The following is a 20,373-nucleotide window of genomic DNA, read 5'->3' as shown; positions in this document are numbered from 1 at the left end:
CCAGCGTTCGTCCTGAGCCAGGATCAAACTCTCCATAATAGTTGAAGCCGAAGCTTCTTATTAAAGAGCCTTTGAGGCTCAATCTGTACAACTGGTTTGCCATCCGACAACCGAAGTCATCTTCAGACGTTTTGTTCGTTTTCTTACGCTCAATGTTCAGTTTTCAAAGATCAATTTGTGTTGCTTTTTGTGCTTCGTTTTTCTTGTTTAACGTGTGCCCTCTTGAAGCGGCTTAAGTAATATATCATAGACTCAAATACGATTGCAACCCTTTTTATACTGGAAATTTCATACAGCCCGTTAAACGCAAAAACCGGCGCCCGCCGCGAGGGCGAACAACCGGCTTCCCTAACGCCGCCAATTAGTGATCCGCGCGATCCCGCATGTGTGGGAATAGTAGAACATCACGGATAGATGGCGCATCTGTAAGCAGCATGACCAGTCGGTCTACGCCAATACCCAACCCGCCCGTAGGCGGCATTCCGTATTCTAATGCACGGATGAAATCTTCGTCCATATCGTGCGCTTCGTCATTGCCAGCTTCTTTCTCCGTCATCTGCGCTTCAAAACGCTCGCGTTGATCGATAGGGTCATTTAGCTCCGTGAACGCATTCGCATGCTCCCTCGCCACGATGAACAGCTCGAACCGATCGGTAAACCGCGGGTCGGACTCTTTCTTTTTCGCCAATGGAGAAATCGCCACGGGGTGTCCCGTTACGAACGTAGGCTGAATCAATGTATGCTCGCAGAACGTTTCGAAAAACGCATTAACAATGTGCCCGAACGTCATGTGCTTTTCAACCGGGACCTTGTGCTCTTTAGCTATCTTATGCGCTTCCTCGTCACTCATCTGTACCGTAAAGTCTACCCCGACCGTCTCGCGAATCAGATCCGTCATAGATACCCTGCGCCAAGCCGGAGTCAGATCGACCTCTTGACCTTGGTACGAAATCTTCGTCGTCCCGTGAACCTCCTGCGCGATATGGGCAATGAGGTTTTCGGTCAATTGCATGATGTCCTCATAGTCGGCATAAGCCTCGTACAGCTCGATCATCGTAAACTCCGGGTTATGCCGCGTCGAGATTCCCTCGTTCCGGTACACGCGCCCGATCTCGTACACTTTCTCTAAACCGCCGACAATGAGCCTCTTCAGATGGAGCTCAATAGCAATCCGCATGTAAAGTTGCATGTCCAGCGCATTATGGTGCGTGATGAACGGACGTGCAGCCGCTCCTCCGGCAATGGAATGCAAAGTCGGCGTTTCGACCTCCAAATAACCTCTGTCATCCAAGTAACGACGCATCGACTGAATAATCCGCGAACGGGAAATGAATGTTTTCTGCACGTCAGGGTTTACGATAAGATCCACATAACGTTGGCGATAACGGGTTTCCACGTCTTTCAGCCCATGGAACTTATCCGGCAGCGGAAGCAGCGATTTCGTGAGCACTTCAAGATCCTTAACCTTAACGGAAGTCTCGCCCGTCTTCGTCTTGAACACGGTGCCCTTAACGCCGATCATATCGCCGATATCCAGCAGGTCGAATGCTTGGAACTTATGACCCGGAACCGAATCCTCCCGGACGTAAATCTGGATCTTGCCGCTCAAATCCTGCAGATTCGCGAAAGCGGCTTTCCCCATTCCCCGTTTGGTCATAATGCGCCCGGCAATGCTGACTTCGATTGCGCGTTCATCCAGCTCTTCCTTCGATAGATCCGAATATTGCGCTACGGTATCGCCGGCTTGGTGCGTGCGATTAAACTTCGTTCCGAACGGATCGATGCCAAGCGCCCGCAACTCGTCCAATTTATTACGCCTAATTTGCAATAACTCGCCTAATTCTATCGTTTCCGATTGTTCCGAATGATCCATAATTTCGTTCTCCTTCATTTCTTACGAATAACAGGCAAAAAAGCTTCCGTAGGAAGCTTTTTGTTCCAAGTAACACCGGGCCTGCCGTCCTAAGGACGGCTGAAAACAATTGTATTGTTCGAGCATTCGGGTTTCCGTCACGTCTTTAGCGGATAGTAGTAGCCGCCTGTATTACATTCTGATATCGACAATTTTATATTGAATGATACCCGCGGGAACGTTCACTTCAACCGTCGTGCCTTTTTTCTTGCCGATGATCGCTTTGCCGACAGGGCTTTCATTCGAAATTTTATTGTTAAGCGGATCCGACTCAGCCGTGCCAACGATCGTATATTGCATCGTATCGCCGAACTCCAGATCTTCTACGATGACAGTCGAGCCGATGCTCACGGTTTCCAAATCGATCTCGTCGTTGTTGATAATACGCGCGTTGCGAAGCATCTTCTCCAGCGTAATGATGCGGCCTTCAATGAATGCTTGTTCATTCTTCGCGTCTTCGTACTCCGAGTTCTCGCTGATATCGCCGTATCCAATCGCAACCTTAATGCGTTCCGCAACTTCGCGGCGTTTGACGGACTTAAGGTTCTCGAGTTCCTCTTCAAGCCTCTTCAGCCCATCCGGGGTTAGAAGCACTTCCTTGTCGCTCATCTCACCGATCTCCTGTCATGGAAAAGATTTTCAGGGTTTAATCAAATATATGGTGGGTCACCGCCGACATGACATCGATATTGATGCAAGCCTGCGATTTTCCTGTTGGTCCTAGCGAATATTGGTTCTGATTATATTTCAACCCCTGAAAAATGTCAATTCGCGGAAATGGATGCCTTGCAAAGCCCTGCAACCGCTTCCCCTCAGTGAACGAGCGCTTCTGCCGACTCCGAACCATCCGAAGCCTCGCGGGCTAACAATTCATCCACTGTTCTTACGTAATCCTCAAGCACGGTAACGACGCCCGAACGGGTCGTTAAATCCATGATTGAATTTTTTACGATGGCAGAATCGGGCAAGCCCTTTAAATACCAAGCCAGATGCTTGCGCATTTCCCGCACCGCGACGTTCTCGCCTTTAAGGTCCGCTAAGCGATCCAAATGGAGTATCGCGATTCTGATTTTTTCTGCCGGCGACGGATCTGGAAGCAGCTCTCCGGTCGTTAAGTAATGAACCGTACGGTAAAGCATCCACGGATTCCCTAAGGCGCCGCGCCCGATCATGACGCCATCGCAGTTCGTATGTTCAAGCAGTCGTTTGGCGTCTTCCGGAGAAAATACGTCCCCGTTGCCGATGACCGGAATGTTCACCGCTTGTTTGACGTCCCGTAAAATATCCCAGTTCGCCTTGCCGGTATACAGTTGCTCCCGCGTACGCCCATGAACGCTGACCGCGGCTCCGCCCGCACGTTCGACTGCCTGTGCATTTTCCACCGCATAAACATGCTGGTCATCCCAGCCGATGCGCATTTTCACGGTTACAGGCTTCTTCGCCGCATCCGCTGCGTAGGATACCATTTCGTAAATTTTTTTAGGATCAAGGAGCCACCGTGCACCCGCATCGCATTTGGTCACCTTCGGCACGGGACAGCCCATGTTAATGTCTATGATATCCGCGTTCGTATTCTGGTCGACGAATTTAACCGCCTCCACCAACGATTCCTTGTCGCCTCCGAAAATTTGCAAGCTAAGCGGCTTCTCTCGCTCATCGACGAACAGCATCTCCAATGTCCGTTGATTGCCGTGCAGAATCGCCTTGTCGCTTACCATTTCCGCGCAGACGAGACCGCAGCCGAATTCCTTGGCGATCAAGCGGAACGCCGGATTGCAAACGCCCGCCATCGGCGCGAGCACCACGTTATTGTTCATAGGTACGTTACCAATCTTAAGCATATCCTTACAACTCCTTTCGTAGCCCTTCGCCATTCCATTCGGCAAAACGCTTAATTCCTTCCTCTGCCAGAGAAAATGCCGAAAGCTCCGCTTCCCACGGGAAAGGGGCCTCCTCCGGCCAAACGTCCCGAAGCGGCACCAATACGAATGCCCGTTGTCCCATCCGCGGATGCGGGAGCGTTAATTCCGACGTCTCCATGGGCACATCTCCATGCACCAGCAAATCCAAATCTATGATCCGCGGACCCCAGCGAATATCTCGCACGCGTCCCATTTCCTGTTCAATCGCCAGCAATCGACGAAGCAATAAGATGGAATCAAGTTCCGTAACAAGAGAAACCGCCATATTGAGAAAAGAAGGCTGATCCGTAAATCCGACGGGAGCTGTCTCGTAAACCGCCGAAACCCTTCGTACTTCCAAGTAGGGATCCGCTTGCAACCTGCGTATCGCTTCCGTCAGAGACGATTCCCGGTCACCTAAATTAGCGCCAAGCGCCACGAATGCTTCCTGCATATATATTCAATCCTCTACGGGTACGATGTTACCGTTGTTATCTCTTTGGCGCCGAAGCTCCACGGTTACTCCATCGAAGGTGATGTCGAACGGCGGATTCGGCTTGGTTACCGATACCGTTGCTTTAATGATACTAGTATACGTACCGAGTAGGGCGGAAGCAATCTTTTCGGAGAGCGTCTCGATCAGCTTGACCGGCGCACCCTCCACAATGGCTTTGACGATCGCATGAATTTCAGCGTAATTGACCGTGTCCTCCACGTCATCGCTTTGCGCCGCTCGGCTTAGATCAAGTCGAAGATCCAAGTCGACGATATACTTCTGGCCTAGTCTATTTTCCTCAGGGTACACCCCGTGATATCCGTAAAATACCATGCGCTTCAGCACCATGCGATCCATTATTACATCCCCTTAAAAGCGATAAATGTGCGCCTCTTGCATTGCGATTTGTCGTCAAGCTTCCGCCTGCCGATACGCAATCGCATCCGTCATAGCCGCTACGCGTTTCATCTGCAGCACGTCATGCACCCGAATGATTTGACAGCCCTGGGCAATTCCGAGAGCGACGGTCGCACCCGTTCCTTCCACCGCTTCATCCGCCGACACGTCAAGTATACGCCGAATGAACGTTTTACGCGATGTTCCTAACAACACCGGATAACCCAAACCGACAACATCTCTTAAGCGGCCCATCATTTCCAAGTTCTCTTCGTAATCCTTGGCAAAGCCGATTCCGGGATCTAGCCAAATATGACCGTTGGCGACGCCGGCGGCTTGTGCGAGATGCACGCTGGCCATTAAATCACTCAGCACGTCCGGTATGAAATCCGAATAGTCTCGAGCTTCCCGATTATGAGTTAATATAACCGGACATCCGTATTCTGCAACAATCGCCGCCAATACCGGATCCCGTTTGAATCCCCATACGTCGTTCACGATATGGGCACCCGTTTCGAGCGCTTGGCGAGCCACTTCCGCCTTGTAAGTATCGACGCTAATCGGCAGCTTAACGTGCTCTCTCACCGCCCGGATGATCGGAAGGATTCGTCTAAGCTCCTCTTCCAGTGGCACTGGATCGTGACCCGGCCTTGTCGATTCCCCGCCTATGTCGATGATATCGGCGCCTTCGGCCACCATTTGCTTCGCCCTTTCGACAGCGGCTTCCACCTCGTCGAACCGGCCGCCATCCGAGAAAGAATCCGGAGTCGCGTTCAAGATTCCCATGATCAGGGTGCGCCCGCCCAATTCAAGCCCTAAACCATCTCTAAACGTATAGGTCCGCCTATAAAAGGTCGGGTTCATCGCGATTCCCCCTTCTCGGCGGCATTCCGGTAATCCGTCATCAGTCTCAAAGTAAGAGGGCCTGCCTGCGATTGATGTCCCGGATGCCGGCCTTCTCCCCGTTCATTCTCTATCATTGTCACCGGAACGATTTCTTGAATGGAATTGGTCAGGAAAACCTCGTCGGCCTTCAACAGGTCTTGCCAGCTATATAAGCCTTCCTTAACGGATATCCCCCTATTAGCAGCCATCTCCAGCACATACTCACGCGTTATTCCCTCAAGCAAACCCGTTTGCGGGGACGGAGTATAGAGCTCACCATTCGTTACCCAGAACACGTTGCTAACCATGCCCTCGACCACGTGCCCCGTGCCGTCCAAGAACAAACCTTCTGTCCCAAGCTCCGCTCCCGAACCGATCAATTCCCGCATAGCTACGATATTATTCATATAATGAAAAGATTTTAACCGGAACGAACCCTCAGGCGTGCTCCTGGGAAGCTTAAGCAGTCGCAAGGTTTTACCCTTGCGGGTTGACGGATGATCGGCTGCCAATTCCTTCGCATACACGATTTCATTGGGCTTGTCGTAAGCGTCGATCGGCAGTCCGATAGCCCCTTCCCCCGCCGACACCGACCAGCGAATGTATCCGTCTGCTAGGCCATTGGCTTTGAGCAGGCTGACCACCGATTGTTCCATCCGTTGTAAGTCCGTGGCATAAGTTATCCCTAACATTTCGCAGCCTTTCGCTAATCTCGCCGCGTGCCTGTCCAGCAGCCAAGGAAGTCCGTTATAGGTGCGAAAAGTTTCGAACAAACCCATCCCGTACAAAAAACCGTGATCGAATACGGAGATCGCGGCTTCTTTGCTGTCGGTCAATTGTCCGTTGAAAAGCAATTTCATGCTCTTAAACCTGATTTATTGCTTAGGAAATTACGCAAAATCTTCAGTCCGTTGTCCGTCATGATCGACTCGGGATGAAACTGCACGCCTTCGACGACATACTCTTTGTGCCGCAGCCCCATGATCAACCCGTCCTCCGTCTCGGCGCTAATTTCTAGACAATCCGGCAAAGTTTCGCGTTTTACGATAAGGGAATGGTACCGGGTAGCCGTAAAAGGGGACGGAAGCCCTTCGAAGACCGTTCGGCCGTCGTGGGTGATTTCCGATGTTTTACCATGCATGAGCTTGTCCGCCCGAATGACGTCTCCGCCGAATGCCTGGCCTATCGCTTGGTGTCCGAGACATACGCCAAAGATCGGAATCTCTCCCTTAAACCGCTCTAGAAGCGCCAGACTGATTCCCGCTTCATTCGGCGTGCACGGGCCCGGAGAAATCAGGATATGGTTCGGCGCCAGCTTGGCGATGCCTTCCAGATCAATCTCGTCATTGCGATGCACGACGATATCTTCCCCTAGCTCGCCTAAGTATTGCACCAGATTATACGTAAACGAATCGTAATTATCGATGACCAGTATCATATCGGTTCCTCCTGCTTTTCACTGTACTGTACCGCTTTCCACAATGCCTTGGCTTTACTTAAGCTTTCGTAGAATTCCCGCTCCGGCTCCGAATCGATAACGATGCCGGCTCCCGCTTGAATATGACAAATACCGTCTTGAACCGCGATCGTACGAATAATTATATTAAATTCCATATTGCCGCTATAGTCAATCCATCCGAGCGCCCCCGTATAGGGCCCTCTGCGGGTCGGCTCCAGCTCCTCGATGATTTCCATCGTACGAATTTTCGGCGCTCCCGTGATCGTGCCGCCCGGGAAGGTCGCCGCCAGCACGTCGAACGTATCTTTCCCGTCCGCCAATTGCGCATCCACCTGGGATACCAAATGCATCACATGCGAGTAACGCTCGACCGTCAACAGCTCCGGAACTTTGACCGTTCCGTATTTGGCGACGCGGCCCAAGTCATTGCGCTCCAGGTCAACGAGCATGACATGCTCGGCCCGCTCCTTCTCGCTGGATAACAGCTCGTCTTCCATGGCGCGATCTTCCTCCGGGGTTCTCCCTCGGCGACGCGTTCCGGCAATGGGACGGGTCGACAACCTGTTCCCGTCCAGCTTCACCAGCAATTCGGGAGACGCGCTGACTAGCGCAAAAGAAGGCGTTCGGAGCATCCCCATATACGGTGAAGGATTCACCCTGCGAAGCCAATCGTACAGCACCTCGGGAGAGACATTCGTCGGCCTGCTCTGACGCATGGCGAGATTAACCTGGAAGACATCCCCTTGTCCAATGTAGCGCTGAATGCTTCGCACTGCATCCTCGTACTGCGACTTGCTCATCGAGGTGGATAAACCCGGCAAGCTTTCCACGTCGATGTGCAGCTGATCCCGCTCCATCGTTTCCAGCATCTTCCGATGACGCTCGAGCGTTTCTTCCTGCTGCCCAACCGATAACCAGCTTTTCCACTGTCGCACCATCTCGTTAGCACGGTTCTCAGCCTGCGTATACAATTGTTCCAACGTCGCATTATTATACGCAAGAACCGGTACATGAACCGCGCAATAGACCGCATTCTCCTCATGATCGGCAATCCATAGCTCTTCGAACCGCTCGAACACGTAGTCCGGCAGACCGAGATCGTCTTCGGCTAATAACGGAAGCTTCTCCAAGCTTCGAACAACCTCATAGCTCCAGAACCCGAGTATGCCGCCAACGCAATCCGGGACACCCTGCAGCTTTGGACCCGTCCAAGGCTTCATCCACTGACTCACCTGCTCCAAAGGAGGGCCTTCCTTCTCCTGAGTCGCAGACCACACATCCTCTGATGAGTTATCTCCGATCGCTCGCTTCGGTTCCAACACCTGTGCGCGATTGCCTTTGCCCACGATAACCGACACCGGGCGCAAGCCTACAATGGAGTACCTTCCGCCTTTACCACTTTCCAGCAGGCACGCGTAAGGTGACGCCTCTTCCCAGGCTTTATCCCAGAACAAGGGCAACAATCCGTCCGAGCTGCCGAACTCGATCTTGCTTATATAGGGAAGCAAAGTGAACTGGCCGCTCCATTGCCTCCATTGCTCTAATCCGATTAATCCCACGCCTACTGCTCCCTCGCCTCGATCCGTTCTCTTATTAAGCAGAATACCACAAAAGCTCTCGGTCTGCTTTCTCTCCGCAAAACAGAGCCGGCGAGGAGCACCAAAAACAGCCCCCGCCAGAGGCGAGAGCTGCTGCTTATACGCGAATTAGTTGTCGAAGTTAAAGAGAGGCGTGCTCAGGTAACGTTCGCCGTTAGACGGAACGACCGCCACGACGCGTTTGCCTTCGCCAAGTTCTTTAGCCACTTTAAGCGCTGCGAAGATAGCTGCGCCAGAGGAAATACCAACCAGCAAGCCTTCTTTCTTAGCAACCGTACGAGCCGTTTCGAATGCTTCTTCATTCTCGATCGTTATCACTTGATCGTAGATTTCACGATTCAGAATTTCCGGGATGAAGTTAGCGCCGATACCTTGGATTTTATGAGGACCTGGGCCGCCGCCGGAAAGCAAAGGAGAAGCAGCAGGCTCAACCGCAACGATCTTGATGTTAGGGAAGTTTTGTTTAAGCACTTCGCCTGCGCCGGAGATCGTACCGCCCGTACCGATACCTGCTACGAACGCATCGATTTTGCCATCAAAAGAATTAATCGCTTCAACGATTTCAGGGCCTGTCGTTTCGCGATGAATCTTGACATTTGCTTGGTTCTTGAATTGTTGCGGCAAGAAGTAGCTCGGATTTTCCTGAACGATTTCTTCCGCCTTCTTAACCGAACCGTTCATGCCCTCGGAGCCTGGCGTAAGCACCAATTCAGCGCCGTAAGCGCGAAGCAGATTGCGGCGCTCTAAGCTCATCGTTTCCGGCATAACCAGAATCGCGCGATAGCCTTTGGCCGCAGCAACCATCGCAAGACCGATTCCCGTGTTGCCGCTTGTCGGTTCGACGATCGTGTTCTCGCCCGGCTTGATTAGGCCTTGCTTCTCCGCTTCTTCGATCATGCTGATCGCGATACGGTCTTTAACGCTTGAACCTGGATTCTGGTATTCTAATTTTACGTAGATTTCTGCGCTGCCTTCCGGTACAATGCGGTTCAAACGAACGAGTGGCGTATCGCCGATTAGCTGGGTAACGTTCTGGACAATCTTTGCCATTGGACTTGTTCCCTCCCAAAATATGCGGCTGCTCGCCGCCTCAGTGCGTTAATCCGACTAAAACGGTCGGCTTTTTGTTTGCTTTCATCTTATCAAACCCCAAAGAGGATTGTCAATAGTCGGTTCCTGCATTTGCCATTCCTCCTCGACTTAAGGCCGAAGAGAAGGATCTATCACCTGGGCATTGTACTTCTTAAGCAAAGCCTGCTCCATATCTTTCATCGAAACTGCTTTACCCAAGGCAATCTGTCGCCGCACTTCTATGCGTATCGTCTCATCGGTCTTCGTCTTCTCGACGCTCCTGCCGTTAAGTTGAACGATAACATAGCCCTGATCGGTCTTAATCGGTCCAGTCACTTGTCCTGAATGCATATCGGCAACTGCCTGAAGCACTCCCGGAGCCACGAATGGATCCTGATCCTCCACCCAGCCGAGATCGCCGCCGGCATCGGCAGAAAATTCATCCAATGAAAACTTCCGTGCCAAAACTCCAAAATCCGCACCGTCCGCCAGTTGAGAGAGCAATCCTTGTGCCTGCTCCTTTTTCTCCACGACAATTTGAGCGATCTGATATTTTTTAAGAGGCTGAAATTCCTTCCGATGCTCTTCCAAATACCGATCGATCTCCGATTCGGTCACGGTAACATGATGAATGGCTAGCTTCTCAAGCAGCAATCGATAACGGGCATCCTCCCGGACTTCCTCCGGATTCAGGCCCAATTGCTCCTCCATTGCCTTATAGAACTGTTGCTCGTCCTCGTACCCCTGTTTCATTAAGCTCAGCTCTTGTTCCAGTTCATCGTCGGTTACCGCGATCTGAAGCGCTATCGCCTCTTCATTAACGACTTCGGTAAGCATCATGCTCCTAAGCGTCTGCGCGCCGTAAGAGGATATGAGCTTATCAAGCAATTGCCGGCGCGTTATGGAAACATTCCCTGCCGTTGCAACGATCTCATCCTTCTCAATCGTTTCCCTAGGAATACTTCCGCTTGGAGTTGGCAAAGGATCCGACTGGCAGCCTGATGTCATGAACACAGTTGCTAAGAGGGCCAGCAGTACGACCGGCTTGTACCGTATCGTCTCCCTCATAGGTATCATCCCTTCCTTAATTCCGATCCGCAAGTCTATATAGAGCTTCTAAATCATCCGCATCGAACAAATACTTCTCATTGCAGAAGTGGCAATGCAATTCTGCTTTCCCGTCTTCCTCGATCAGGCTTCTAATCTCTTTCTGGCCGAGAGTGATGAGCGCTTTCTCGAATCGCTCCCGCGTGCATTTGCATTTGAACACGGGCTCTATCGTCTGATAAATCGTCAAATCTTCTCCCACGAGAAAATGGAGCAAAGATTCCGGTGTCTCCCCTTGATCGAGCAGTGCCGTAACATGAGGCATTCCCGCGATCGCGCGTTCCAACCGAACCAACTGTTCCTCCGACAAACCCGGCATCACTTGGACGATAAACCCTCCTGCATGCAGTACAGTACCGTCTGTATCGACTAGCACACCTAACCCGACCGCGGATGGGCTTTGCTCCGACTCTGCGAAATATAAGGTGAAGTCCTCTCCGAGCTCGCCCGAAATAATCGGAACGCTGCCGGTATAAGTCTCCTTCAGACCCAAATCCTTGATCACATGAAGGTATCCGTTACGCCCTACCGCGCCTGCCACATCCAGCTTGCCTTGATTGTTGCTGGCGAGATGAACTTGCGGATGGTCGACATAACCTCTTACTTCCCCAGCGGCATTGGCATCGATTACAATCTGGCCGAGCGGGCCGTCGCCCTTTACTTGCACGGTCAGCTTTTCATTGCCCTTCAGCATTACGCCCATCATCGCAGCAGCCGTCGCCGCCCGTCCTAATGCAGCCGTTGCAGTAGGAAAAGTGCCATGACGGCGTTGCAATTCCGATACCAATTCCGTCGTTCGCGCGGCGAATACCCGTATACCGCCATTCCATGCCGTACCGCGCACCAACTCGTCTTTCATGCTGCCAAACCCTCCTTCGCTTCACCCGTTACGCTCATAAACTATCCTTAAACCCTCAAGCGTTAGCAGAGGATCCACCTTCTCGATCGTTTCCGACTCTCCCGCAATCAACTCCGCGAGCCCGCCGGTCGCAATAACTCTAGGCTGCACATTAAACTCCTTGCAAATCCGCCGCACAATTCCGTCAACCTGGCCGGCATAGCCGAAAATAATGCCCGCCTGCATGGCAGCCACTGTGTTGCGCCCGATTACGGTTTTGGGTTTCGAGAGCTCAATACGGGGAAGCTTCGCCGCCCGCTGGTATAATGCTTCTGCGGAGATGCCGATGCCCGGCACGATTGCTCCGCCTAAGTATGCACCTGATGCATCGATATAATCGAAGGTAGTCGCCGTTCCGAAATCCACGACGATAAGCGGGGTTCCGTACTGCTCGATACCCGCTACCGCGTTTACGATACGATCAGCGCCGACCTCGCGAGGATTCTCGTAACGAATGTTCAAACCGGTCTTAATGCCCGGTCCGACCACGAGCGCTTCTTTACCGACATATTTAACGAATAACTGCTCCAGCGTACTCATGAGCGGAGGTACGACGCAAGACAGAATAACGCCTTCTATTTGTTCTCCCCGAACGCCGGCCAATTGAAACAGGTTGCTGATAAGTACGCCATATTCATCCACGGTAGAGGAACGGTTCGTGCTTAATCGCCAATCATGCATCAACGCGCTGCCTTGGTACAAGCCGAGCACAATGTTGGTATTTCCCACATCTACGACTAGGATCACGAAGGCACCCCCTGTTTCTTGGCGTTCAAATCCAAGCTAATATCAAGCGCTTGGAAAGAATGCGTCAAGCTGCCAATAGAGATAATATCGACTCCGCTTCCCACTACTTCTGCAATGCGCTCGGACGTAATCCCTCCGGAAGCTTCCAATACCACATGCGGTGCCAATCGACGTATAACGGTCGCGGCTTCAGACATCGCCTTTGCGCTCATATTATCGAACATAACGATATGAGCGCCTGCATGGACCGCTTCTTCCGCTTGGGTGAGCGACTCCACCTCCACTTCGATCATCATCGTATGGGGAATGCGGGATTTGGCTGCATGGACGGCTGCCGTAATGCCGCCAGCCGCTTTAATATGATTGTCTTTGATCATGACGGCATCATATAACCCGAAGCGATGATTGGCCCCTCCGCCGATTCTTACGGCGTATTTCTCCAACGTCCGATGTCCGGGCGTTGTTTTGCGGGTGTCCGCTATTCTTACGGCCTGACCTTGAGCGGCCGTTACATATTCGTTCGTCTTCGTCGCTATCCCGGACAGCCTTTGCAGCAAGTTAAGCGCGAGCCGTTCGCCGGTCAGGATGCTGTGGGTCGAGCCTTCCACGACTGCCAGCACGGTCCCTCGCTCTACGCGATCTCCATCCGTTGCCTGAGCTTTGAAATTCAAATTCTTATCCACTACCTCGAAAACAAGGCGAGCCAGCGGAATTCCCGCCAGAATACCCGATTGCTTGGCATGAATAATTCCATTCGATATATGCCCATGAGGTACAGTCGCCATCGTCGTGACGTCTCCCGAACCGATGTCTTCCGCGAGCCATGCGCGAAGATGCTCTTTCACCGTCTCAACCGCCGGGCCACCGATTTCCCAGTCGCTTTCTCGTTCAAACATCGTCGTCGACCCTCTCTGTGCGAATTCCTTTTTCCCGGTTTAATATCGTATGCACCCGCCAATTCAAATCATCCTTCTGCGGATAATCTTCCCGGTAATGGCCCCCGCGGCTTTCTTCCCGATTTAATGCGGCTTCCGTAACGAGAAGAGCGCAAGTGAGCAGGTTAGCGTATTCGAGCTCTTCCTTCTTGGACAGGCACAGCTGGAAAAGCGGCAACTGGCGTTTCAGATCGTCCAGTCCTTTCATCAGCCCCGCACGGTCTCTGAAAAGCCCCGCATAGCGAACCATGCCCTTCTGCAGCTTCAATCGGCGTTCGATTAAAGCGCCCGTCAGCGTAGTATTCCTCTCCGCGCTTGAGCAGTTGTCCGCCGTCGTTTTAATCGGTCCAAGCTTGTTAATGACATCTACGATACGCTGCCCGAACACGATAGCTTCAGACAAAGAATTGCTCGCGAGCCGATTAGCGCCGTGGACACCCGTTGAAGAAGCTTCCCCGCATGCAAATAAACGCCGAATGCTCGTCTCCCCGTGCAAATCGGTCTTAACTCCGCCCATCATATAATGAGCAGCGGGGGCAACGGGAATCCAGTCCGTCGTCATATCGAGCCCGTAGTTCAAACAATATTCGTTAATGGTCGGAAAACGGTGTTTGATCAATTCCGGAGTTTCGTGCGTAATGTCGATATAGACATACGTGGACTTCGTCGCTTCCATCTCGCTAACGATTGCGCGCGCGACAACATCCCTTGGGGCGAGCTCAAGCTGCGGATGGTATTTATCCATGAACCGGTCTCCCCGGATATTGCGCAAATAGGCGCCTTCTCCGCGAACGGCTTCCGATATAAGAAATCTCGGAGCGCCGGGATAACAAAGGGAAGTCGGATGGAATTGATTAAATTCCATATCCCGAATGTCCGCGCCCGCCCTGTAAGCCATAGCTACGCCATCGCCCGTGGCAACCTCCGGATTCGTCGTGTATCGATACAGCTGACCCGTTCCTCCGGTGCACAGAATCGTAGCTCGTCCGAATACGGCCACGCGAGAGCCGTCCGGCTTCTGCACGAGCGCTCCGCGGCATTCCCCGTCTTCCGTCAATAAATCCAGCACGAAATGATCGTCCCACAGTTCAAGGGTCGGGTCGGATTTAACCTTCTCCGCCAAAGCCCGGACGATCTCGTAACCCGTCGCATCCCCATTAGCATGCAGAATACGGCGCTGGCTATGCGCACCTTCTTTGGTCAAGGCAAAATGACCGTTTTCCTCGTCGAAATGAGTACCGAAACGAATGAGTTCTTGAACCCCTTGAGGCCCTTCATGAACAAGAACGTCGACCGCCGCGGCATCGCAAAGGCCTGCCCCGGCAATCAACGTGTCTTGTGCGAGAAATTCCGGTGAATCTTCATCCGATATGACAGCGGCAATCCCGCCTTGCGCGTACCTGGTGTTACTATCGAACAATGACTTCTTCGTAATCATCAGTACCCGCTTCGTCTCGCTGGCTTTAAGCGCCGTATAGAGGCCGGCAATGCCGGCCCCGATCACGATCACGTCAGTCTCTACGCGAGGAAGCTTGTCTAGATCAAAATCGACAACGTATCGTGGAATCATGTTTGTATTCGTCCCCACTCCGACAAAAGAGTAGCGCAGGTTATATTGTCATAATGACGGCAATGCCGTTTACTTGACCAGTAACATGCGCTCCAGCGATAAACGAGCTTTGTCCGCAACATCTTGCGGTACGTAGATTTGCGGTTGCATCGTCTCGAGGCATTTTACGACCTTCTTCAGGTTGTTCACCTTCATGTTCGGACAGACGAGAAATTTCGATGCAAAATGAAAGGTCTTATCCGGGCTGTCCAACCGCAATTGATAACCGGTTCCGTCTTCCGTGCCGACGATGAATTCCTTGTGGCTCGATTCCCGGCAATGCTTAAGAATTCCGGTGGTGCTGCCCACGAAATCGGCCATTTCCACCACTTCCGGACGGCATTCCGGATGAACGACGAATTGCGCGTTCGGATGCTTAGCCCGCATCTCCTCGACATCTTTAATGGTCAGCATGTCGTGAGTGTTGCAGTAGCCTTCCCAGATAATCATTTTTTTGTCCGTGAATTGGGATACATAATGGCCTAAATTTTTGTCCGGGCACCAGATCACTTCATCCGCGTCGACCGAATTCACGACGTTCACCGCATTGGCGGACGTACAGCAAATATCCGTCTCCGCCTTAACGTCGGCGGAAGAGTTAATGTACGTAACGACTTTAGCGTTAGGGTGTTTGGCTTTTAATTCTTTTAACCCGATCGGATTAACCATGTCCGCCATCGGACAACCGGCACGTTCATCCGGTACGAGCACCGTCTTATGCGGTGCCAGAATCTTCGCGCTTTCCCCCATGAAATGCACGCCGCAAAATACGATGACGTCCGCATCCGTGGATGCTGCCTTCTGAGCCAGCAGGAACGAATCCCCGCGGAAATCCGCGACTTCCTGTATTTCATCGCGCTGATAATAATGAGCGAGAATAATGGCATTACGTTCCTTCTTGAGCTGCATGAGCCGCTCGCGCAACTCGCGGTTTTGTTCCGCTTTACGCTCGAGAGCTAAAGCCTCCATGTTAAATCTCCTCCCTTGGCTAACCGATAGTTTGTGAATGAATGCACAAACATGGCGGGGATGCTGTCTTAGTGTGGACGAAAACGACTTCGTTCATTAACACCTAATTTACACTTGCCGGGAAAGGCTGTCAATTCATATGCCCGAGATTGTGATGCCCTTTTTTCTCGCAGCGCCCTCTAAAGCCCTTGATCATGAAAAGGGGCGTTCACCAACCGCCTCTCGACGTGGGAACACCCCGTAAATTCATCTATTTCTTTATTTCGGTTCTTCGTTTCCTTCATCACGACGGGTATCCGGCGTAGGCGGCAATGGTTCATCGTCCCGGGTTTGAATCCGGACCTTCACATTGCCAAGCGTATCCACGATCGGTTCCGCTTTGGACTCTTCACCGCCCGCGGAGGAGGTTCCATCTCCAGCGTCAGGTACGAATACGCCCTTCTCGATCAACGTCTTGATTTGCTCCAGATCCAGCGTCTCTACTTCAAGCAGAGTCTTAGCGATCAGGTGCATCTCTTCGCTCTTCTCAGTAAGCAGTTTCTTGGCGCGATCATAACAATCACGCGTGAAGCTCTGCATCTCCTGATCGATCTCGTAGGCGATCGCATCGGAGTAATTCTGTTCGTGCCCGATGTCCCGACCTAGGAAAACTTGACCTTGCGAACTGCCGAATTGCATCGTCCCGAGCTTGTCGCTCATCCCGTACTCCATAATCATGGCACGTACGATACTCGTTGCCGACTTGAAGTCGCTGTATGCGCCTGTACCGATTTCGCCGATGAAAAGTTCTTCGGCGGCACGACCGGCAAGCAAACCCGTAACCTTGTCGAGCAGCTCTTGCTTGGTAACTAACATGCGGTCTTCCTTCGGCAGCATGATGACGTAACCGCCAGCGCGTCCGCGAGGAATAATCGTAACCTTGTGCACCGTATCGGCATGCTCCAAGAAGAATCCGGCAATCGTATGGCCCGCTTCGTGGTAAGCGACAATCCGTTTCTCGCGGTCGCTGATGACGCGGCTCTTCTTCTCGGTACCGACGACGACGCGATCGATCGCTTCATCGACTTCTTGCATCGCGATGTCTTTCTTATTACGACGTGCAGCTAACAATGCTGCTTCATTCAACAGATTCTCAAGATCAGCTCCGGTAAACCCGGTCGTCCGCTTGGCAATCGTACCGAGCTTAACGTCTTTATTCAGCGGCTTGTTGCGCGCATGAACTTTCAACACCGCTTCGCGGCCTTTCACGTCTGGACGATCCACCGTAATCTGACGGTCAAAACGGCCCGGACGCAGCAACGCAGGATCGAGGATATCCGGTCTGTTAGTTGCGGCAACGATAATAATTCCTTCGTTCGCCCCGAAGCCGTCCATCTCGACGAGCAACTGGTTGAGCGTTTGCTCGCGCTCGTCGTGACCGCCGCCAAGGCCTGCGCCCCGTTGACGTCCGACGGCATCGATTTCATCGATAAAGATAATACACGGCGAGTTTTTCTTCGCATTCTCGAACAAATCACGGACGCGGGATGCCCCTACGCCGACGAACATTTCAACGAAATCGGAACCTGAGATCGTAAAGAACGGAACCCCCGCTTCTCCCGCAACCGCGCGGGCCAGCAAGGTTTTACCCGTACCGGGAGGACCTACGAGAAGAACGCCTTTAGGAATGCGTGCGCCTAGCGCGGCAAACTTACGGGGATCTTTCAAGAACTCGACGACTTCAACCAATTCCTGCTTCTCTTCATCGGCGCCGGCCACATCTTCGAACGTGACCCGCTTTTTCTCCTCATTGTAGAGACGAGCACGGCTTTTGCCGAAGTTCATCACTTTTCCGCCGCCGCCCTGCGCCTGATTAATCAGGAAGAAGAACAGAACGAACATAATAATGAACGGAATGATGGAGGTCAAGAATGTCAGCCAGAAGCTTTGCCCCGGCATTTTTTTGTCTTCAAGAGGAATATTTTTCGCTTTAGCGATATCGTGCAAATTCTGTGCTGCAGCCTCTGTTAGAGGAAGGCGGCCCGAGAACAATTCGCTCTTGACACTGGCAGGCTTATCTTTATATTTACCGGTTATATAATACGTACCGCTTTGGATTTGCATCGTCATCTCGCTGACGTTGCCTTGCTCAACCACCTGCATAATCTCGTTGTAGTTTAGTGCCTCCGTCGTCTCGTTCTTTCCGATAAAAAACTGGACAATCCCGACGGTCACCAAAAAGATAAGTAAGTAAAATCCTGTATTCCGGATGAACCGATTCATCCCTGACCTCCTCTCGACACGCTTACACTATTTTACCATAGCCTGTCTTGGCATCACAATAACAACGCACCGCCGCTTGGACGGCATGATATTAACTCGAATAAACTTCCGGTTTGAGTACGCCGACATAGGGCAGATTACGATATCTTTCCGCATAGTCGAGCCCGTAACCAACGACGAACGCATCGGGAATAATGAACCCCGTGTAGTCCGCGTTCAGATCGGCCGTACGGCGTCCCGGCTTGTCGAACAACGCCACTACGTTCACGGATAACGCGTTGCGGCGCTCCAGCACGTCGATCAAATAACTCAAAGTTAAACCGCTGTCGATAATATCTTCTACAATGAGTACGTCGCGCCCTTCTACGGATGCGTCTAAATCTTTAATAATTTTGACCTCGCCGGAAGATCGTGTGGAGTTGCCGTAACTGGAAACGGCCATGAAATCGAGCTCGATGGGAATCGTAATATTTTTCGAAAGGTCCGCCATAAAAATAAAAGCACCCTTCAGAACGCATATCACGAGAGGATTGCGACCATCATAGTCGCGGCTGATCGCCGTCCCGAGCTCCCGTACCTTCTGCTGTATTACTTCTTCCGAGTATAAAACTTCTTGAATGTCACTGTGCAAAGAAGGTACCTCCCAGTTGGATTATTACACGGTATGATTGCTTTACTCCGATCATGCCCTAGTTTTCCCCGCCGACATAAGTGATGCGCAATATCGTCCGGGTATCCGCGGTAACTAGCGCGTAGCGAGATCGTCGCATTCCGGGGATCCACAACACGCGGCCTTCACCGTCCACCACAAGCGGAAGCGTATCCCTGCGGGAACGCGGCAATTTGGCATCGACGAACATATCTTGCACTTTTTTGGTGCCGTTTAGTCCGTATGGATGCATAAAATCACCGGGCAGGCGGCTGCGAATCCGCAGGGGGAACTTTAATTGACTTTCGTCAAAATAAGCTTGTTGACGATTAGCCGGCTCGGAAGATGCAGAACCCTCCAGCCGCTCTAACAAAATCCGGTCCCCAGTCTCAGCGATTTCAATTTCCTTTATCGTATCCGCTGCGCTGTAATCGAAGCCTAACGATTCCGGAAGGGAAGGACCGATATACAACTCGTCGTACTCCCGCTTCATTACCCATCCGTCCCCAATATCTAATCGCGTGACAGAGGGGCGCTCCCGTGAAAGCGCCGCGAGGATTTCGTCGATATGCTTGAAATCCAACATTTGGCGTGGGTTTGAAGAACAGTTTAATATTAATTTAATCAATCTGCGTTGTAAAGCGACGTGAAGGCCGCGGAACCGACGCCGCTCCAAACGGAAGCCCTTTCCCGAGGGGATAACCCCCTCATTAAACGCTTCTAGGGTTTGGGCTTCCATATAATCGTCATCCGCCGCAGCCATTTCGGCCAGCCGAACCAATGACGCCTTGAGCTTGGGATTGAACTTCTCGAGTACCGGGATCAGACCGAGCCTTACCTCGTTGCGGAAATAATGCCGGTCGGCGTTGCTGCTGTCAACCGCGTAAGGCACCCCGTTTCGCTTACAATAATCTAGAAGCTCACATTTGGTTATACGCAACAAGGGACGAATCAGTTCCAAATCTTCTTCCTTGCGACGCATGGGAATACCTGCTAATCCTCCAGGGCCTGTTCCTCTAATCAATCTCATCAGAACCGTTTCCGCTTGATCGTCGGCATGATGGCCTGTTAATAGGATATGGCTGGAGTAATGTTCCGCTACTTTCTTTAGAAACTGATAACGCTTCTCGCGCGCTGCCGTTTGGGCATTCATACCCGTATCCGCTATGTAGTTCGGGATATCGAGCTCTGCCATCTCGAAGGCGAGCCCCCACTCCTTGGCGACCCGACCCACCATTTCCGCCTCTGCATCCGACTCCGCACCGCGGAACTGATGGTTGACATGCGCCACCACGATATGGAAAGGCACTTTCTCCGCCATTGTCTTGAGCAAACAAAGAAGCGCCATCGAATCCGGACCGCCGGACACCGCCGCTACAACCTTGCTGTCTTTATGCCACCAACCGGCCGCTCGCGCTTCCGCCATGATGCGAAGTGTCCAATCGTCCTGCGGTTGCACCGTCATTTCTCCTTCCAGGA

General features: G+C 52.1%; 19 protein-coding genes. All 19 read right to left on the bottom strand.

Features of this window, described 5'->3' with window-relative positions; all coding sequences use genetic code 11:
• Positions 1-361: 361 nt before the first annotated feature.
• A complete protein-coding gene (lysS, locus tag K7P76_RS31520) occupies positions 362-1,873 on the bottom strand; it encodes a lysine--tRNA ligase (protein WP_232190075.1) in 1,512 nt (503 codons plus the stop codon).
• A gap of 171 nt (positions 1,874-2,044) precedes the next feature.
• On the bottom strand, positions 2,045-2,521 hold the full coding sequence (gene greA / locus K7P76_RS31515; RefSeq protein WP_232190074.1) for a transcription elongation factor GreA: 477 nt from the start codon (positions 2,519-2,521) through the stop codon (positions 2,045-2,047).
• Between the two features lie 203 nt (positions 2,522-2,724).
• Positions 2,725-3,753 carry a tRNA dihydrouridine synthase DusB gene (gene dusB, locus K7P76_RS31510; protein WP_232190073.1) on the bottom strand — a complete coding sequence of 343 codons (1,029 nt, stop codon included), beginning with the start codon at positions 3,751-3,753 and terminating at the stop codon, positions 2,725-2,727.
• Between the two features lie 4 nt (positions 3,754-3,757).
• A complete protein-coding gene (gene folK, locus K7P76_RS31505; RefSeq protein ID WP_232190072.1) occupies positions 3,758-4,267 on the bottom strand; it encodes a 2-amino-4-hydroxy-6-hydroxymethyldihydropteridine diphosphokinase in 510 nt (169 codons plus the stop codon).
• A gap of 6 nt (positions 4,268-4,273) precedes the next feature.
• Positions 4,274-4,666 (bottom strand): dihydroneopterin aldolase, encoded by a 393-nt coding sequence (folB, locus tag K7P76_RS31500; RefSeq protein ID WP_232190071.1) that lies wholly within the window; start codon positions 4,664-4,666, stop codon positions 4,274-4,276.
• Positions 4,667-4,720: 54 nt separating this feature from the next.
• Complete coding sequence (folP, locus tag K7P76_RS31495) at positions 4,721-5,569, bottom strand: dihydropteroate synthase (RefSeq protein WP_232190070.1); 849 nt, start codon at positions 5,567-5,569, stop codon at positions 4,721-4,723.
• Positions 5,566-6,450 carry an aminodeoxychorismate lyase gene (gene pabC, locus K7P76_RS31490; protein WP_232190069.1) on the bottom strand — a complete coding sequence of 295 codons (885 nt, stop codon included), beginning with the start codon at positions 6,448-6,450 and terminating at the stop codon, positions 5,566-5,568. Before pabC ends, folP begins: the two co-directional genes overlap by 4 nt.
• Positions 6,447-7,028 carry an aminodeoxychorismate/anthranilate synthase component II gene (gene pabA, locus K7P76_RS31485; RefSeq protein ID WP_232190068.1) on the bottom strand — a complete coding sequence of 194 codons (582 nt, stop codon included), beginning with the start codon at positions 7,026-7,028 and terminating at the stop codon, positions 6,447-6,449. Before pabA ends, pabC begins: the two co-directional genes overlap by 4 nt.
• Positions 7,025-8,608, bottom strand: a complete 1,584-nt coding sequence (locus K7P76_RS31480; protein WP_232190067.1) for an anthranilate synthase component I family protein — start codon at positions 8,606-8,608, stop codon at positions 7,025-7,027. Before K7P76_RS31480 ends, pabA begins: the two co-directional genes overlap by 4 nt.
• A 147-nt stretch (positions 8,609-8,755) precedes the next feature.
• A complete protein-coding gene (gene cysK, locus K7P76_RS31475) occupies positions 8,756-9,697 on the bottom strand; it encodes a cysteine synthase A (protein ID WP_232190066.1) in 942 nt (313 codons plus the stop codon).
• Between the two features lie 150 nt (positions 9,698-9,847).
• Positions 9,848-10,786: a peptidylprolyl isomerase gene (locus tag K7P76_RS31470; RefSeq protein ID WP_232190065.1), complete on the bottom strand. Its 939-nt coding sequence runs from the start codon at positions 10,784-10,786 to the stop codon at positions 9,848-9,850.
• Between the two features lie 16 nt (positions 10,787-10,802).
• On the bottom strand, positions 10,803-11,684 hold the full coding sequence (gene hslO, locus K7P76_RS31465; RefSeq protein ID WP_232190064.1) for an Hsp33 family molecular chaperone HslO: 882 nt from the start codon (positions 11,682-11,684) through the stop codon (positions 10,803-10,805).
• Between the two features lie 21 nt (positions 11,685-11,705).
• A complete protein-coding gene (locus K7P76_RS31460) occupies positions 11,706-12,470 on the bottom strand; it encodes a type III pantothenate kinase (RefSeq protein ID WP_232190063.1) in 765 nt (254 codons plus the stop codon).
• Positions 12,467-13,366 carry a carboxylating nicotinate-nucleotide diphosphorylase gene (gene nadC / locus K7P76_RS31455; RefSeq protein ID WP_232190062.1) on the bottom strand — a complete coding sequence of 300 codons (900 nt, stop codon included), beginning with the start codon at positions 13,364-13,366 and terminating at the stop codon, positions 12,467-12,469. Before nadC ends, K7P76_RS31460 begins: the two co-directional genes overlap by 4 nt.
• Positions 13,359-14,975 (bottom strand): L-aspartate oxidase, encoded by a 1,617-nt coding sequence (gene nadB, locus K7P76_RS31450; RefSeq protein WP_232190061.1) that lies wholly within the window; start codon positions 14,973-14,975, stop codon positions 13,359-13,361. Before nadB ends, nadC begins: the two co-directional genes overlap by 8 nt.
• Before the next feature lie 69 nt (positions 14,976-15,044).
• The gene (nadA, locus tag K7P76_RS31445) at positions 15,045-15,983 is read right to left on the bottom strand and encodes a quinolinate synthase NadA (protein ID WP_232190060.1); all 939 of its coding nucleotides are present in this window, start codon (positions 15,981-15,983) and stop codon (positions 15,045-15,047) included.
• 258 nt (positions 15,984-16,241) lie between these two features.
• Complete coding sequence (ftsH, locus tag K7P76_RS31440) at positions 16,242-18,245, bottom strand: ATP-dependent zinc metalloprotease FtsH (protein WP_232190059.1); 2,004 nt, start codon at positions 18,243-18,245, stop codon at positions 16,242-16,244.
• 91 nt (positions 18,246-18,336) lie between these two features.
• Positions 18,337-18,876 carry a hypoxanthine phosphoribosyltransferase gene (gene hpt, locus K7P76_RS31435; RefSeq protein WP_232190058.1) on the bottom strand — a complete coding sequence of 180 codons (540 nt, stop codon included), beginning with the start codon at positions 18,874-18,876 and terminating at the stop codon, positions 18,337-18,339.
• 58 nt (positions 18,877-18,934) lie between these two features.
• A complete protein-coding gene (gene tilS, locus K7P76_RS31430) occupies positions 18,935-20,353 on the bottom strand; it encodes a tRNA lysidine(34) synthetase TilS (RefSeq protein ID WP_232190057.1) in 1,419 nt (472 codons plus the stop codon).
• Positions 20,354-20,373: the final 20 nt, after the last annotated feature.

The organism is Cohnella silvisoli (assembly GCF_021190915.1).
Lineage (GTDB): Bacteria > Bacillota > Bacilli > Paenibacillales > Paenibacillaceae > Cohnella > Cohnella silvisoli.
The sequence above is the reverse complement of the archived record's forward strand: the minus strand, read 5'-3'. Positions and strand labels throughout refer to the sequence as shown.

Bases quoted from the DNA above. Each gene is read 5' to 3' on its own strand.
- lysS (WP_232190075.1), bottom strand. From the start codon at position 1,873: ATGGATCATTCGGAACAATCGGAAACGATAGAATTAGGCGAGTTATTG.
- greA (WP_232190074.1), bottom strand. From the start codon at position 2,521: ATGAGCGACAAGGAAGTGCTTCTAACCCCGGATGGGCTGAAGAGGCTT.
- dusB (WP_232190073.1), bottom strand. From the start codon at position 3,753: ATGCTTAAGATTGGTAACGTACCTATGAACAATAACGTGGTGCTCGCG.
- folK (WP_232190072.1), bottom strand. From the start codon at position 4,267: ATGCAGGAAGCATTCGTGGCGCTTGGCGCTAATTTAGGTGACCGGGAA.
- folB (WP_232190071.1), bottom strand. From the start codon at position 4,666: ATGGATCGCATGGTGCTGAAGCGCATGGTATTTTACGGATATCACGGG.
- folP (WP_232190070.1), bottom strand. From the start codon at position 5,569: ATGAACCCGACCTTTTATAGGCGGACCTATACGTTTAGAGATGGTTTA.
- pabC (WP_232190069.1), bottom strand. From the start codon at position 6,450: ATGAAATTGCTTTTCAACGGACAATTGACCGACAGCAAAGAAGCCGCG.
- pabA (WP_232190068.1), bottom strand. From the start codon at position 7,028: ATGATACTGGTCATCGATAATTACGATTCGTTTACGTATAATCTGGTG.
- cysK (WP_232190066.1), bottom strand. From the start codon at position 9,697: ATGGCAAAGATTGTCCAGAACGTTACCCAGCTAATCGGCGATACGCCA.
- K7P76_RS31470 (WP_232190065.1), bottom strand. From the start codon at position 10,786: ATGAGGGAGACGATACGGTACAAGCCGGTCGTACTGCTGGCCCTCTTA.
- hslO (WP_232190064.1), bottom strand. From the start codon at position 11,684: ATGAAAGACGAGTTGGTGCGCGGTACGGCATGGAATGGCGGTATACGG.
- nadC (WP_232190062.1), bottom strand. From the start codon at position 13,366: ATGTTTGAACGAGAAAGCGACTGGGAAATCGGTGGCCCGGCGGTTGAG.
- nadB (WP_232190061.1), bottom strand. From the start codon at position 14,975: ATGATTCCACGATACGTTGTCGATTTTGATCTAGACAAGCTTCCTCGC.
- nadA (WP_232190060.1), bottom strand. From the start codon at position 15,983: ATGGAGGCTTTAGCTCTCGAGCGTAAAGCGGAACAAAACCGCGAGTTG.
- ftsH (WP_232190059.1), bottom strand. From the start codon at position 18,245: ATGAATCGGTTCATCCGGAATACAGGATTTTACTTACTTATCTTTTTG.